Annotated in this window: 13 protein-coding genes; 10 read left to right on the top strand and 3 right to left on the bottom strand. The window is 70.1% G+C overall.

Translation table 11 applies throughout. The features are described from left to right. Positions 1 to 86 precede the first annotated feature (86 nt). The 6 genes from JJB11_RS16940 (at position 87) to JJB11_RS16915 (ending at position 5,641) form a co-directional block, all read left to right on the top strand. Entirely contained in the window at positions 87 to 878 is a 792-nt protein-coding gene (locus tag JJB11_RS16940) for an SDR family oxidoreductase (protein ID WP_201173950.1), read from the top strand. Positions 879 to 882: 4 nt separating this feature from the next. Continuing rightward, the gene (locus JJB11_RS16935; RefSeq protein WP_201173947.1) at positions 883 to 1,311 is read left to right on the top strand and encodes a hotdog fold thioesterase; all 429 of its coding nucleotides are present in this window, start codon (positions 883 to 885) and stop codon (positions 1,309 to 1,311) included. A 14-nt stretch (positions 1,312 to 1,325) separates the two neighbouring features. Next, positions 1,326 to 2,342, top strand: coding sequence for an NADP-dependent oxidoreductase (locus JJB11_RS16930; RefSeq protein ID WP_201173939.1), 1,017 nt, complete (start codon positions 1,326 to 1,328; stop codon positions 2,340 to 2,342). Between the two features lie 100 nt (positions 2,343 to 2,442). Then, positions 2,443 to 4,110 carry an isovaleryl-CoA dehydrogenase gene (locus JJB11_RS16925; protein ID WP_201173936.1) on the top strand — a complete coding sequence of 556 codons (1,668 nt, stop codon included), beginning with the start codon at positions 2,443 to 2,445 and terminating at the stop codon, positions 4,108 to 4,110. A gap of 20 nt (positions 4,111 to 4,130) precedes the next feature. Next, positions 4,131 to 5,087, top strand: a complete 957-nt coding sequence (locus tag JJB11_RS16920; RefSeq protein ID WP_201173934.1) for a glutathione S-transferase family protein — start codon at positions 4,131 to 4,133, stop codon at positions 5,085 to 5,087. Between the two features lie 8 nt (positions 5,088 to 5,095). Further along, on the top strand, positions 5,096 to 5,641 hold the full coding sequence (locus JJB11_RS16915; protein ID WP_201173932.1) for a methylated-DNA--[protein]-cysteine S-methyltransferase: 546 nt from the start codon (positions 5,096 to 5,098) through the stop codon (positions 5,639 to 5,641). Here the strand turns inward: JJB11_RS16915 and JJB11_RS16910 are convergent. Together JJB11_RS16910 and JJB11_RS16905 are read right to left on the bottom strand one after the other, a co-directional pair. Further along, positions 5,638 to 6,363 carry a DUF1223 domain-containing protein gene (locus JJB11_RS16910; RefSeq protein WP_201173930.1) on the bottom strand — a complete coding sequence of 242 codons (726 nt, stop codon included), beginning with the start codon at positions 6,361 to 6,363 and terminating at the stop codon, positions 5,638 to 5,640. The two genes, JJB11_RS16915 and JJB11_RS16910, sit on opposite strands and share 4 nt — an antisense overlap. A 47-nt stretch (positions 6,364 to 6,410) precedes the next feature. Further along, entirely contained in the window at positions 6,411 to 7,085 is a 675-nt protein-coding gene (locus tag JJB11_RS16905) for a hypothetical protein (RefSeq protein ID WP_201173929.1), read from the bottom strand. A gap of 132 nt (positions 7,086 to 7,217) precedes the next feature. On the opposite strand from JJB11_RS16905, the gene JJB11_RS16900 reads away from it, so the two are divergent. The 4 genes from JJB11_RS16900 (at position 7,218) to JJB11_RS16885 (ending at position 12,783) form a co-directional block, all read left to right on the top strand. Then, positions 7,218 to 9,539, top strand: coding sequence for a Tex family protein (locus JJB11_RS16900; protein WP_340643159.1), 2,322 nt, complete (start codon positions 7,218 to 7,220; stop codon positions 9,537 to 9,539). Between the two features lie 61 nt (positions 9,540 to 9,600). Beyond that, complete coding sequence (locus tag JJB11_RS16895) at positions 9,601 to 10,545, top strand: nucleotidyl cyclase domain-containing protein (RefSeq protein WP_201173925.1); 945 nt, start codon at positions 9,601 to 9,603, stop codon at positions 10,543 to 10,545. Between the two features lie 5 nt (positions 10,546 to 10,550). Further along, positions 10,551 to 11,666: a protein kinase domain-containing protein gene (locus JJB11_RS16890; RefSeq protein ID WP_207190050.1), complete on the top strand. Its 1,116-nt coding sequence runs from the start codon at positions 10,551 to 10,553 to the stop codon at positions 11,664 to 11,666. 28 nt (positions 11,667 to 11,694) lie between these two features. Beyond that, complete coding sequence (locus tag JJB11_RS16885; protein WP_201173914.1) at positions 11,695 to 12,783, top strand: phospholipase; 1,089 nt, start codon at positions 11,695 to 11,697, stop codon at positions 12,781 to 12,783. 545 nt (positions 12,784 to 13,328) lie between these two features. On the opposite strand, the gene JJB11_RS16880 is transcribed toward JJB11_RS16885, so the two are convergent. Further along, positions 13,329 to 14,465 (bottom strand): iron-containing alcohol dehydrogenase, encoded by a 1,137-nt coding sequence (locus JJB11_RS16880; protein WP_201173911.1) that lies wholly within the window; start codon positions 14,463 to 14,465, stop codon positions 13,329 to 13,331. Between the last annotated feature and the right edge of the window lie 49 nt (positions 14,466 to 14,514).

Here is a 14,514-nt window from a genome sequence, read left to right as displayed (position 1 = left end):
TGCTGGCGCGGCCTGTCCCTCAGGAGCCAGCCGGCGCCCGGCAATTTGGGCATGATGTTTCCCCTGCGCACTTACCGCTTGGAAGCATGACCCGCACCGTCCAGCAACTCTTCGATCTCCAGGGCAAGACCGCCCTCGTCACCGGCGGATCCCGCGGCCTCGGCCTGCAGATCGCCTTCGCGCTCGGCGAGGCCGGTGCGCGCATCATGCTCAGCTCGCGCAAGGCGGGTGACTTGGAGGAGGCCGCCGCCGACCTGCAGGCCGCCGGCATCGACGCGCGCTGGGTCGCCGCCGACTGCGCGCGCGAGGAGGACATCCGCAAGCTCGCCGAGCAGACGATGGAGCGCATGGGCGACATCGACATCCTGGTGAACAACGCGGGTGCGGCCTGGGGTGCTCCGGCCGAAGACCATCCGGTCGATGCCTGGGACAAGGTGATGAACCTGAACATCCGCGGCTACTTCCTGCTGTCGCAGGTGGTGGCCAAGCGCAGCATGATCCCGCGCCAGGGCGGCCGCATCGTCAACATCGCATCCATCGCGGGCCTGGGCGGCAACCCGCCCGAGATGAACACCATCGCGTACAACACTTCCAAGGGCGCGGTGATCACGTTTACGCAGGCGCTGGCCGCGGAGTGGGGCAAGTACGGCATCAACGTCAATGCGATCTGTCCCGGCTTCTTCCCCAGCAGGATGACCAGGGGCACGCTGGACCGCATCGGCGTCGACAAGCTCGCCGCCAACGCGCCGCTGCGGCGGCTGGGCGACGATGAGGACCTCAAGGGCACCGCGCTGCTGTTTGCATCCGACGCCGGCAAGCACATCACGGGCCAGTGGCTCGCGGTCGATGGCGGCGTGTCGGTGGTGACGGGAGGCTGAGCGCGTGGCGATCCCCAATCTGTTCGGCGTCGAGATCCCCTTCGTCGATCATCTCGGCTTCGAGATGGTGTTCATGGAGGGCGGCCACTCCGAGCTGCGCTACCTGCCGCGGCACGAGCACATGAATTCGTTCCTGGTCGCGCACGGCGGTGCGGTGATGACGCTGCTGGACGTGGCCATGGCGACCGCAGCGCGCAGCGTGGACCTGGAAATCGGCGTCGTCACCATCGAGATGAAGACCAGCTTCATGCGGCCCTGCAAGGGCATGCTCACGGGCAAGGGCCGCCTCATGCACCGGACGAAATCCATGGCCTTCACCGAAGGCACCGTGTTCGACGAGGCTGGCAACGCGTGCGCGCACGCGACCGGGACCTTCAAGTACGTGCAGCGTCCGGCGCCCAGCGCGCCGGCCAACACGATCTCCACCGACTGAACCAGGAGTCCGACATGCCCAGGAACAAGCAGATCCTGCTGGACAACCGCCCGCAGGGCGAGGCCAGCGCCAGCAACTTCAAGCTGGTGGAAAGCGACACGCCGCCGCTGAAGGACGGCGAGGTGCTCGTGCGCCACCATTTCCTGAGCCTGGATCCCTACATGCGCGGCCGCATGAACGATGCCAAGAGCTACGCCGCACCGCAGCCCCTGGGGCAGGTGATGCAGGGCGGCACGGTGGGCGAGGTGGTGGAAAGCCGCAACCCGAAGTACGCGGTGGGCGACAAGGTGGTCGGCTTCGGCGGCTGGCAGGAGTACAGCGTCGTGGCCGCGGACCAGCCCGGCGCGCTGCGCAAGGTGGACACCACGCACGTGCCGCTGTCGCACTACCTCGGCGCGGTCGGCATGCCGGGCGTGACGGCCTGGTACGGACTGGTGCGCATCATCGAGCCCAAGGCGGGCCAGACCATGGTGGTGAGCGCCGCCAGCGGCGCGGTGGGCAGCGCTTTCGGTGCGCTCGCCAAGGCGCGCGGCTGCCGTGCCGTCGGCATCGCCGGCGGTCCCGACAAGTGCCGTTACGTCACCGAGGAACTGGGCTTCGATGCCTGCGTCGACTACAAGCAGCACAAGGACGCGAGCTCGCTGTCCAAGGCGATCAAGGACGCGTGCCCGGACGGCATCGACGGCTACTTCGAGAACGTGGGCGGCATGGTGATGGACGCGGTCATGCTGCGCCTGAACGCGCACTCGCGCATCGCGCTGTGCGGAATGATCGCCGGCTACGACGGCCAGCCCGTGCCGATGAGCTATCCGCAGCTGCTGCTGACCAACCGTGTGCGGCTGCAAGGCTTCATCGTGAGCGAGCACATGGAGGACTGGCCGCAGGCGCTGCAGGAGCTGGGCACGCTGGTCGGCTCCGGCAAGCTGCGCCCGCGCGAGTCGGTGGCCCAGGGCCTCGCGTCCGCGCCGGAGGCGTTCCTGGGCATGCTGAAAGGCCGCAACTTCGGCAAGCAGCTGGTCAAGGTGAGCTGAAGGCCGCGCTGCGCCGCCGCGCCGGGCCTGCTGCCCCGGCCGCGACTGCGGCGCGCCGCGGATGTGGGCCATACTAGGTGTCCTCCGCCTGGGAGCCCCCATGCCCGAGCTCACGCACGAAGTCTTCAACCAGCCCGAGCCGCTGGTGGACCGCAACCTCTTCGCGCTCCACCGGCCGCTGCAGGACGGGCTTCGGTTCAACGCGCCCGGCCTGGACACGGCGCCGCTGTCCGCCCTGGGGCGACTCGCCGGCAGCGCCGAGATGCAGATGCATGCGCGGCTGGCGAACACCCATGTGCCCGAACTGCACACGCACGACCGCTTCGGCCGGCGCATCGACGAGGTCGAGTTCCACCCGAGCTACCACGTGCTCATGAACGCGGCCGTCCAGGCGGGATTGCATGGCACGCCCTGGGCCTCCTCGCTGCCGTCCGCTGCGGGCCGGGGCGGCGGCCACGCCCACGTGCTGCGTGCCGCCGGCTTCATGCTCTTCACCGAGCTGGAGCCCGCTATCCTGTGCCCGATCTCCATGACCTACGCGGTGACGCCGGCGCTGCGCTCGAACACCGGCGTGTTCCGCGACTGGGCGCCGCTGCTCACCAGCCGCAGCTACGACCCGCGCCCCGTGCCCTGGCGCGACAAGGCCGGCGTGACCATGGGCATGGGCATGACGGAAAAGCAGGGCGGCTCCGACGTGCGCGCGAACACCACGCGCGCCGAGCCGCTGGGCCAGGACGAGTGGGGCGCGCGCTACGCCGTGACCGGCCACAAGTGGTTCTTCTCCGCGCCCATGTGCGATGCCTTCCTGGTGCTGGCGCAGACGGCCTCCGGCCTGAGCTGCCTGTTCCTGCCGCGCGTGCTGCCCGACGGCACGCGCAACGCCATCCGCATCCAGCGCCTGAAGGACAAGCTGGGCAACAAGGCGAACGCCAGTTCCGAGGTGGAGTTCCAGGACGCGACGGCCTGGCTGGTCGGCGAGCAAGGCCGCGGCGTGCCGCAGATCCTGGAGATGGGCACGATGACGCGTCTGGACTGCGCCCTGGGCACGAGCGGCCTCATGCGGCAGGCGCTGTCGCTGGCGCTGAACCACACCTCGCAGCGCATGGCGTTCGGCAAGCGCCTGGTCGAGCAGCCGCTGATGCGCAACGTGCTGGCCGACCTCGCTCTGGAAAGCGAGGCCTCCACCGCGCTCGCGTTGCGCCTCGCGCGCGCGTTCGACCGCCGCGAGGACGCACACGAGGCGGCGCTGGCGCGCCTGCTGACGCCGATCGCGAAATTCTGGATCTGCAAGCGCGGCGCGCACTTCGCGCAGGAAGCCATGGAATGCCTGGGCGGCAACGGCTACGTGGAAGAGGGCGGGCAGGGCGTGATGGCGCGCATCTACCGCGAGATGCCGCTCAACTCCATCTGGGAAGGCGCCGGCAACATCATGGCGCTGGACCTGCTGCGCGCCTTGCGCAAGGCGGATGCAGCCGCTGCATTGGCGCAGGAGCTGGCGCCGGTGCGCGGCGCACACCCGGCGCTGGACCGCATGGCCGCCGGCCTGCCCACGCGCGTGGAGGAGATGGCGAGCGAAGTCGAAGCGCGCCGGCTGGCGCAGGACGTCGCCCTCACGGTGCAGGCCGCGCTGCTGCGGCAGACTGCGCCCGACGCCGTGTTCGACGCGTTCTGCGCCTCGCGCCTGGGCGGCGACTGGGGCCAGGCCTTCGGCACGTTGTCCGCCCGCACCGATTTCGACGGCATCCTGCAGCGCGCCTGGCCGCACTGAGAACACCAACACGAGGCTGAATGAACAACGACATCATCCTGCATCACTACGCGAGCTCGCCGTTCTCGGAAAAGATCCGGCTGATGCTCGGCTACAAGAAGCTGCCCTGGAAGTCGGTGCTGGTGCCGGCGATCATGCCCAAGCCGGACGTGCTCGCGCTCACCGGCGGCTACCGGCGCACGCCGGTGCTGCAGGTCGGGGCCGACATCTACTGCGACACGGCCCTGATCTGCGACGTGCTGGAGCACCTGCGCCCCGAGCCCACGCTCTATCCGCCGCACCTGAAAGGCGTGTGCCGCATCTTCGCGCAGTGGGCCGACAGCTCGCTGTTCTGGGCCGCGATGGGCTACAACCTGCAGCCGCGCGGCGCCGCGCACGTGTTCGCCAAGGCGCCGCCGGAAGCGGCGAAGGCGTTCTCGGAGGACCGCAAGGCCATGTCGGGCAACATGGTGCGCCTGCGTCCCGGCGATGCGACCTCGGCCTACCGGTCCTACCTGCGCCGCATCGCCAACATGGCCGACGAGCACGACTTCCTGTTCGGGATGGAACCCTGCGTCGCCGACTTCTCGGCCTACCACGGCATCTGGTACACGCGGGCGCAGGTGCCCGTGCTGGCGGACATCCTGAACGCAACGCCCTCCGTCGGCGAGTGGGCCAACCGCATGGAGGCGATCGGGCACGGCGCGATGACCAAGCTCGGTTCCGGCGAGGCGATCGCGATGGCCAAGGCCGCCGAGCCGGCCGCCGCAGGCGCCAACCTGCTGATCGACAGCGCGTTCCAGGACGACCACGGCATCCCGCTGGGCACCCGCGTGACGATCGCGGCCGAGTCCTTCGGCAACGAGCCCACCGAAGGCGAGCTGATCGCGGCGACGCGCACGCACTACAGCCTGCGCCGCGAGGACCCGCGCTGCGGTGTCGTGCATGTGCATTTCCCGCGGATCGGCTACGTGCTGCGAGCCGCTGCGCCGACCTGAGCGCGACCATGGCCGGCGCGCTGGGCTTCTGCCTGTTCGACACGGCGATCGGCGCCTGCGCCATCGCGTGGAGCGAAGCCGCCATCGCCGCCGTGCAGTTGCCGGAAAGCACGCGGGCCGGCACGGCCGCCAGGCTGCAGCGGTACACGGGCGCGCTGCCCGAGAGCGATCCGCCTGCGTGGGTGCAGGAGGCGATCGTCCGCATCCAGGCGCTGCTGCAAGGCGCGCGCGACGACCTGGCCGATCTCCCGCTCGATTTCAGCGGCGTCCCCGCGTTCCACCAGCGTGTCTATGCCATCGCGCGGGCGATCCCGCCGGGAGAACTGCTGACCTATGGCGAGGTTGCGCGGCGGGTGGGCGAACCCGGCGCTGCGCGCGCCGTTGGCCAGGCGCTGGGACACAACCCCTTCGCACCGGTGGTGCCCTGCCATCGCGTGCTCGCGGCCGGCGGCCGCTCCGGCGGCTTCTCTGCGGAGGGCGGGGCGCTCACGAAGCTGCGCATGCTGGAGATCGAGGGCGCCCGCCTCGGTGGCGCACCGGGCCTGTTCGACTAGGCGCCGCACTGCAGGCTGAGCGCCTGCAGCGGCCTGCCGGTCCCGGCCTCCTCGACCACCAGGTTCACCTGCTGCGGATGTCCCGCCGTGGGGGCGATCGGCCGCAGTGCCAGCTGGCCGGGTCCTTCGTGCGTGCCGACGGCAACGAATTGGCGGACGACGAAGTCATGCTGCAGGAACTCGCCCGCGTTCTCGCCGGCCCGCACCTTGCTCGCATGCGCGTGCTCGGTGACCGTCCAGTACGCGTCCCAGCGCGTTCCTGCCGTCGCCGGCGTGACCTGCGCGAGCGCCTGGCCGTCCTGCCACTGCATCCGGATCACGGCGCCGGCCGCTTCCCGCGAGCCCGCAAAGGGCGCGTCGAAGTCGTGCGCCTCCCGGCCGTCCCGCACGAGTTGCGGTGTGTAGACCTGCGCGGAGCCCGAGCGCACCGCCAGTTGCCGCTGGCGCGCGTTGTTCGCGGGGGAGGCGAACCGGTCGATCCAGCCCAGCGAGTCCCAGTAGCTCACGTGGAAGCCTTCGGCCACCACTTGCCCCGCGGCAGCGGCCTGCTTCAGTCCCGACAGCCACCGGTCCACGGGTGGGCAGGAACTGCAGCCTTCGGAGGTGTACAGCTCGACGACGGGCGTGCGCGTCGCCGGCGACTGGGCGCGGCAGGCGAGCGACTGTGCCGCAAGCGGCATGCTCGCGGCACCGAACACGCAAAGGAAAAGGATGGCGCGCATCGGCGACTCCCGGACGGCGGATGCCGCCAGGCAGTCACCTTAGCCGCTCAGAACCACTTGCGCCAGCCCGACTCGCTCGGCTTGTCGGCTGCGGTCGCTCGCTCCTCGCGCCGGACCTCGCGCTGTTCGCGTTCGCTGTCCTGGCGGATGCGCTCCTCTTCCCGCACACCGGCCTCGCGGGCCTCGCGCGCAGCCACGGACTCCTGCATCGGCGGCACGTTCGGGGTCACGGGCGGCACGCCCATCCGGTTGACGCGGCCGTCGAGCCGGTTCTCCAGCTCGGTCATGCGCGCGGCGATCGTGCGGTTGATCTGCTCCATCTGCACCTGCAGCTCGCGGCGGGTTTGCAGCATCGCCTTGTCGAACTCCGAGGCCGCAATGGCGTCGCGCTCGCGCATTTCCTTCAGGTGGGTGTCCAGCTGCTGGCGCAGGTCCACGAAGCGGGAAGCCTCCGCCTTGTCGGCCAGCTCACGCTGCGCTTCCAGGGTCTTGTGGTGCTGGCGGTAGTCGATCAGCGACTGCGTGCGCATCGCAATGCTCGAAACCAGGAACAGCACGAGCGTCAGGGCGAGCAGGGTCAGCAGGATGAGGCCGAGCGGCGCATCAGCCGCGATGGGACCGAACAACAGCGTCGTGGGGCGGACCACTTCGCCCCAGTTCAGCGCGGCGAAGCCTGCGACGAGCAGGATGGCCACAACCAGCAGGATGGTGCGGGTGCGCATGTAAACCTCCTTGTGTTGCAGGCATTCTCTTCCGTATACCACTCGCGACTGTCAGCCAGCGCCTTAAAGAGCTGTGGGTGGGCGTGTGGCAAACTCGCGCGCTTCCCGATGGTTCTCCCCAGCAGTAACACCGTGCAAAAAATCCTGCGGCAGATCGCCGCCGAACTCCGCGTCCGGGAAGAACAGGTCCGCGCCGCCGTGGACCTCCTCGATGGCGGCGCCAGCGTCCCCTTCATCGCGCGCTACCGCAAGGAGGCCACCGGCGGCCTCGACGACATCCACCTGCGCGAGCTGGAAGCCCGGCTCTCCTACCTGCGCGAGCTGGAAGAGCGGCGCGAAGCCGTGCTCAAGAGCATTGACGAGCAGGGCAAGCTCACGCCCGAGCTGCGCGCCGCCGTGGAGGCCGCGCCGACCAAGCAGGAGCTGGAGGACCTGTATCTCCCGTACAAGCCCAGGAGGCGCACCAAGGGCCAGATCGCGCGCGAAGCCGGCATCGAGCCGCTGGCCGACCTGCTGTGGGCCGACCCCACCCGCGATCCGGCTGCGGAAGCCCAGCCTTTCGTGAAGAAGGAGAAGGGCGAGGGCGGCGAGGACTTCACGACCGTCGCGGCCGTGCTCGATGGCGTGCGCGACATCCTGTCGGAGCGCTGGGCCGAGGACGCCCCGCTGGTGCAGTCGCTGCGCGAATGGCTCTGGACCGAGGGGCTGCTGAAGTCCAAGCTCGCGGCCGGCAAGGACGAGAACCATCCGGACGTCGCGAAGTTCCGCGACTACTTCGACTACGACGAGCCGATCGGCAAGGTGCCGTCGCACCGCGCGCTGGCGGTGTTCCGTGGCCGCGCGCAGGACATCCTGGAGGTGAAGCTGGCGCTGCCGGTCGACCCCGAGCCCGGCCAGCCTTCGATTGCCGAAGGGAAGATCGCGCTGCGCCTGGGCTGGAGCCACCAGAAGCGGGCCGCCGACGACCTGCTGCGCAAGTGCGTCGCGTGGACGTGGCGCGTGAAGCTGTCGCTGTCCACCGAGCGCGACCTGTTCTCGCGCCTGCGCGAAGACGCGGAGAAGGTGGCGATCAAGGTGTTCGCCGAGAACCTGCGCGACCTGCTGCTGGCCGCGCCGGCCGGCCCGCGCGTGGTGATGGGCCTCGACCCAGGTATCCGGACCGGCGTGAAGGTGGCGGTCGTCGATGCGACGGGCAAGCTGGTGGACACCGCCACGGTGTATCCGCACGAGCCGCGCCGCGACTGGCAGGGCTCTCTCGCCGTGCTCGGGCAGCTGTGCCTCAAGCACGGCGTCAACCTGATCGCCATCGGCAACGGCACCGCCAGCCGCGAGACCGACAAGCTGGCGGGCGACCTCGTGAAGGGTCTGGGCCAGGAGATCCAGCGCGTGGTGGTGAGCGAGGCCGGCGCATCGGTGTATTCCGCGAGCGAGTACGCATCGCAGGAAATGCCCAACGTGGACGTGAGCCTGCGCGGTGCCGCCAGCATCGCGCGCCGCCTGCAGGACCCGCTGGCCGAACTTGTCAAGATCGACCCGAAGTCCATCGGCGTGGGCCAGTACCAGCACGACGTGAACCAGAGCGAGCTGGCGCGCACGCTGGAGGCGGTGGTGGAAGACTGCGTGAACGCGGTCGGCGTGGACCTCAACACCGCGAGCGCCCCGCTGCTCTCGCGTGTGTCCGGCCTCTCGCCCTCGGTGGCAAAGGCGGTCGTGCAATGGCGGGAGGCCAACGGCGCCTTCCGCAGCCGCCAGCAACTGCTGCAGGTGAGCGGGCTCGGCCCCAAGACGTTCGAGCAGAGCGCGGGCTTCCTGCGCATCCGCGACGGCGACAACCCGCTGGACATGACCGGCGTGCACCCGGAAACCTACCCGGTGGTGGAGAAGATCCTCGCCCACGCGAAGAAGCCGGTGCAGGAGATCATGGGCCGCGCCGAGATGCTCAAGACGCTGCGCCCGGAGCTGTTCGCCAACGAGCAGTTCGGCGTGATCACGGTCAGGGACATCCTCGGCGAGCTGGAGAAGCCGGGGCGCGACCCGCGTCCGGACTTCAAGGTCGCGCGCTTCAACGAGGGCGTGGACGACATCGCCGACCTGCAGCCCGGCATGGAGCTGGAAGGCACGGTGAGCAACGTCGCGGCCTTCGGCGCGTTCGTCGACCTGGGCGTGCACCAGGACGGCCTGGTGCACGTGAGCCAGCTCTCGCACAAGTTCGTGAACGATGCGCGCGAGGTCGTGAAGACCGGCGACATCGTGAAGGTGAAGGTGCTGGAGGTGGACCCGGTGCGCAAGCGCATCAGCCTCACCATGAAGCTCGGGGCGCCGGTGGCGCGCCGCGACGGCCCGCGCGAGAACCGCTTCGAGGGCGCGGGACGCGGCCAACGCGCAACAAACAATCCCGCAATTGGCGGCGCGATGCAGGGCGCATTTGCCAAACTGCAGGGTTTGCGCAAATAGCTGGCGGGGCCCGGCCGCACCCGGGCCACAATAAGCGCATGTTCCACAGCTGCCGTCGCGGATGAACGCCGAGTCCGCACCGCTTCCGGTGCCGGCGAGCGTGCTGTTCCTGCGGATGCGCGGGTGGGCAGAGTCCCTCCCGAGCGAGCAATCCCGTCGCCGCACCGAGCTGGCCGCCACGGTGCGCACCGCGCTGGCCGCCTGGTCCGAGGACCGTCGCGTGGTACTCGAGGCCGCCGACGGCCTTGCCGTGGTGGGCGAAGGCGATCCGGCCCAGGCCTTGCAGGCTGCGCGGCTCGCCGCCCTGAGCACCACGGACGGGGACGTCGGCATCGGCCTGCACCACGGGCCGGTGCGCGCCAGCGGCGACACCGTCACGCAGGTCCGGGTGCAGGGCGATGGCATAGCCACGGCCGCGGCGCTGGCCGGCTTCCACGGCCCGCAGACGGTGCTCATGTCGCAGTCCTTCCGCGAAGCCCTGGCGGCACGCTCGCCCCGGCAGGCGGAGACCCTGCGGCCCGCGGGCGAAATGGTCGACGAGCGCCTGCGCTCGCACACCTTGTTCGTGTTCGATCCGGTGCCCGCCCGGCGGCGTGCCGTGCGGCGCGCCCTTGCCGGCGTGCTGGGGATGATGCTGTTGCTGGCGGCCGGACTGGCCGCGCGGCAGATGCGCGAGCGCTACGAGGAAGCGCACCGGCCGGCCATCCTCGTGCTGGACATCAAGCCCACCGGCGAGGTGTTCGTCGACGGCGACGCGAAGGGCACGGCCCCGCCGCTCGTGCGCCTCTCGGTGCCGCCCGGCACGCACATCATCGAGGTCCGCAACGGCAAGCTGCCGCCCCTGATCACCGAGGTGCAGTTGCAGCCGGGCGAACAGATGGAACTGAAGCACGTGTTCGTGCCGCCGCCGCCTCCCGTCGCGCGCAAGCCCAAGCCGCAGCCGCCCCGCAAGCTCACGCCGGCCGAGAAGCTGGAGCACGCGATCTCGAAGTACAAGTTCTGGTGACCGCCGTGGCCCCGCATCCGCCCTTCACCCACCTTGGCCGCTACCGCGTGCTGCGCGAGCTCGGTCGCGGCGCCATGGGCGTCGTCTACCTTGCCGAGGACGATTCGTTGCAAAGGCAGGTCGCCATCAAGACGCTGCTGGTGCCCGAGGAGGAGACCTCCGCCGAGCGCCGCAACCTCGAGGCGCGCTTCATCCAGGAAGCGAAGGCGGCCGGCGGCCTGAACCATCCCGGCATCATCACCATCCACGACCTCGGCCGCGAAGGCGACTGGCTGTACATCGCGATGGAGCTGTTGGAAGGGACGGAGCTCAAGGATCGCATGGTCGTCGGCGGCTTGCCGCTGGTCGAGGCCGTGGACATCGCGGCGCAGGTGGCAGCCGCGCTGTCCGTCGCGCATGCGCGCGGCGTCGTGCACCGCGACATCAAGCCGGGCAACATCATCCTGGTGGCCGACGGGCACGCGAAGCTGATGGACTTCGGCATCGCGCGCATGAAGAGCTCCGACGTGCGCACGCAGAGCGGCACGATGATGGGCTCGCCCAGGTACATGTCGCCCGAGCAGGTGGGCGGCCACCCGGTGGACCACCGCAGCGACATCTTCTCGCTCGGCTCGCTGCTGTACGAGATGGTCTCGGGCCACCCGGCGTTCGAGTTCGGCAATCTCGGCGAGCTGCTCAACGCCATCATGCGTTCGACGCCGCCGGCACCGAGCACCTGGCGCCCGGAGATCCCGCCGCAGCTGGAAGTCGTGATCGCCCGGGCGATGGAGAAGAACGCCGCCGCCCGCTACCAGGACGCGGCGGGGATGGCGCGCGACCTGGCGCAGTGCCGCGCGATGCTCGCGCGTTCGCGCACGAGCCCGAGCGTGACGCCTTCGTCACCCGCAGACGCCTTTGCCGCCACCGTGATCGGCGATGCCACCCTGGCGCAGGATCGCGCGCCGGAGGGCCTGCCGCTGTCGCCGCTGTTCAATTCCACGGCGGCGGTGCAGCGGCTGCTGCGGCCGGCGCAGGAAGAAGGCGAAGCGGCGCCGCGGCCGCAGCGGCAACTGGGCTGGCTCGCCTGGCTGTTCGCCTATGTGCTGGCGGGCGCGGGCGCCGTGGCCATCGCGCTGGGCTGAACCCGCGCAGCCCCTGGTCGAACCGCCGATGCGAGCCTTGCGCATTTACGCCGGCCCCCTGGCGCGCCGGCACGTCGAAGAACACGGCCTGCGTCCGGCCGATGTGGGCGTGGTGCCTGCCGCCGCCGGCGGGCCCAAGGGCTTGATCCTCGGGCCGCTGGACCGCTTCCTGTTTGGCGACTGGCTCGCGCGAACCGAGCACGTGGTGCATCTCGTCGGCGCGTCCATCGGCGCCTGGCGCATGGCGACCGCGTGCCTGCACGACGCGGTGCAGGCCTTCGAGCGCATGGAGCGCGACTACATCGCGCAGGACTATTCGGCGCCACCCGGACGCCGCACGCCCACCGCAGCCGACGTGTCGCAGCGTTTCAGCGAAGGGCTGGAAGGGTTCTACGGCGGCCGCGTCCAGGAAGTGCTGGCGCATCCGCGCTTCCGGCTGCACATCGTGACGGCGCGCGGGCGCCACCTGCTGCGGCGCGAACATCGCATCGCGATGCCCATCGGCTACCTGGGCGCGTTCGTGAGCAACACGCTGCACCGCAAGGCCATGGGCGCCTGGCTGGAGCGCGTGGTTTTCTCGGCCCCCGAGCAGGGCGAGCCCGCCGCGCTGCCTTTCGGGACGGACGACTTCCCCACGCGCCAGGTGCTGCTCACGCAGGACAACTTCCAGCCCGCGCTGCAGGCGAGTTGTTCGATCCCTTTCATGCTGCAGGCCGTGCACGACATCCCGGGTGCGCCGCGCGGCGCTTACTGGGACGGCGGCATCACGGACTACCACCTGCACCTGAAGTACCGATCGGGGCCCGGTCCCGGCCTCGTGCTGTACCCCCATTTCCAGCAGGCCGTCGTACCCGGCTGGCTGGACAAGGGCCTCAAGTGGCGCCACCGCGCAACTTCGTTCCTCGATCGCATGATCGTTCTCGCGCCGGATCCTGCATGGGTGCGGCAGTTGCCGAATGGCAAGCTGCCGGACCGTACGGACTTCGCTCGCTACGCCACGGACCCACAGGCCCGCGCCCGCGCCTGGACCGCCGCAGCGCAGGCGAGCCGGCAGCTCGCGGACGAGTTTGCGCAGTGGGTGGAGAAGGGCGACGCAGGGGCAGTCGAGGCGCTGTGAGCCGAGTCGCGCGGCGCGCTGATACGGCAGGGTGCCGGGGGAAACCACGAAGAGGTGCGCTCTTCGGAGGGCGGGGGCGTCGCGGCAGGCGGCGTGCGGTGCAGGCCCGCTGGGCATCGGTCGGCGCTGCGCGCCGACTCCCCTGGAAGCCGGTCCGGGCGGCGTCGCGCGGCACAACTCGCAGAGAGTTTGCCCGCTGGTCGCGGTCAAACTCTCTGCTCGGACAAGTGCCGCGGTAGCATGAAACGTACGCGCGGTTCGACACGCTGCGCTCTCGTAACCGCGCTCCGCCGCCCGGACCGGCTTCCAGGCGATGCCCCTGATGCGGGCCTGCACCGCACGCCGCCTGCCGCGACGATGGGCAGTCTGGCCCCTGCGGGGAAGACTCACGGTGGCCCGCACTCGTAGGCTGGCGGTGAGCACCGCGAACCCCAGCGATCCAGCGTGGCGCAGCAAGCCGGGGTTCGCCTGCGGTTCACACCAGCCTACGGCCTGCGCTTCAACCGCCGCACCTCTGGGGCCGGCTATCCGCCTTCGGCGTCCCCTTACATCGATTCTTCCAACATGCGCACGTAGTCCTCCCGGCTCGCCTCGCGCGGGTTCGTCTTGTGGCAGTGGTCGGCCAGCGCGCCGTCGATGATCTTGTCGAACATGCTGCGCTCCACGCCCATCGCGGCCAGGCCGGAGGGCAGGCCCAGGCGGGCGCTCATGTCGCGGATGGCGTCGGGGATCTCGGTGCCCGCGCGCAAACCCATGGCGCGTGCCATGCGGTCGAGGCGGCGGTCCTTCTGCACCGACGGCGCTTGCGCATTGAAGCGCACCACCGCGGGCAGGAACATCGCGTTCAGCGTGCCATGGTGCAGGCGGGGGTCCACGCCGCCCAGGCTGTGGCTGAGGGAATGCACGCAGCCGAGGCCTTTCTGGAACGCCATCGCGCCTTGCATCGACGCGCTCATGAGGTTCAGCCGCGCTTCCCGGTCGTTGCCGTCGCGTGTGGCGCGTTCGATGTGCGACCAGCCGCGCTCCAGGCCGTCGAGCGCGATGCCATCGGCCGGTGGATTGAACGCCGGCGCCATGAAGGTCTCCATGCAATGCGCGATCGCGTCCATGCCGGTCGCGGCGGTGAGCTTGGAGGGCAGGCCCAGCGTCAGTTCGGGATCGCAGATGGCCGTCTTCGGCACCAGGTGCCAGGAGTGGAAGCCGAGCTTGCGATGGTCGTCGACGATGATGATCGCGCCGCGCGCCACTTCGCTGCCCGTGCCGCTGGTGGTGGGCACCGCGATCAGCGGAGCGACCTTGTCCGTGATGCGGGGCGAGCCGCCTTCGATTGTCGCGTAGCGCGTCAACGGACCTTCATGCGTGGCCGCGATCGCCACGCCCTTCGCGCAGTCGATGGCCGAGCCGCCGCCGACGGCGATCAGTCCGTCGCAGCCTTGCGCCCGGTAGAGGGCCGTCGCGGCCCGCACGGCCGCTTCGGTGGGATTGGAAGGCGTCTCCGCGAACACGGCGTAGGGCAGGTCGCCCAAGGCGTCCAGCGCCTTCTGCAGCACGCCTGCCGCCTTCACGCCGGCGTCGGTCACCACCAGCGGCCGGGCGATGCCGACGCGCTGGCACTCCTGGCGCAGCAACTGGACTGCGCCGAAGTCGAACTGGATCTGGGTCACGTAGTAAATCAAGGCCATGGCTCGCGTCCCTTACGATGGGGCTCTCACTGTAAGCCAGCCGCCGCCG

The organism is Ramlibacter ginsenosidimutans (assembly GCF_016654015.1).
In the GTDB taxonomy this organism is placed as follows: domain Bacteria; phylum Pseudomonadota; class Gammaproteobacteria; order Burkholderiales; family Burkholderiaceae_C; genus Ramlibacter; species Ramlibacter ginsenosidimutans.
The sequence above is the reverse complement of the archived record's forward strand: the minus strand, read 5'-3'. Positions and strand labels throughout refer to the sequence as shown.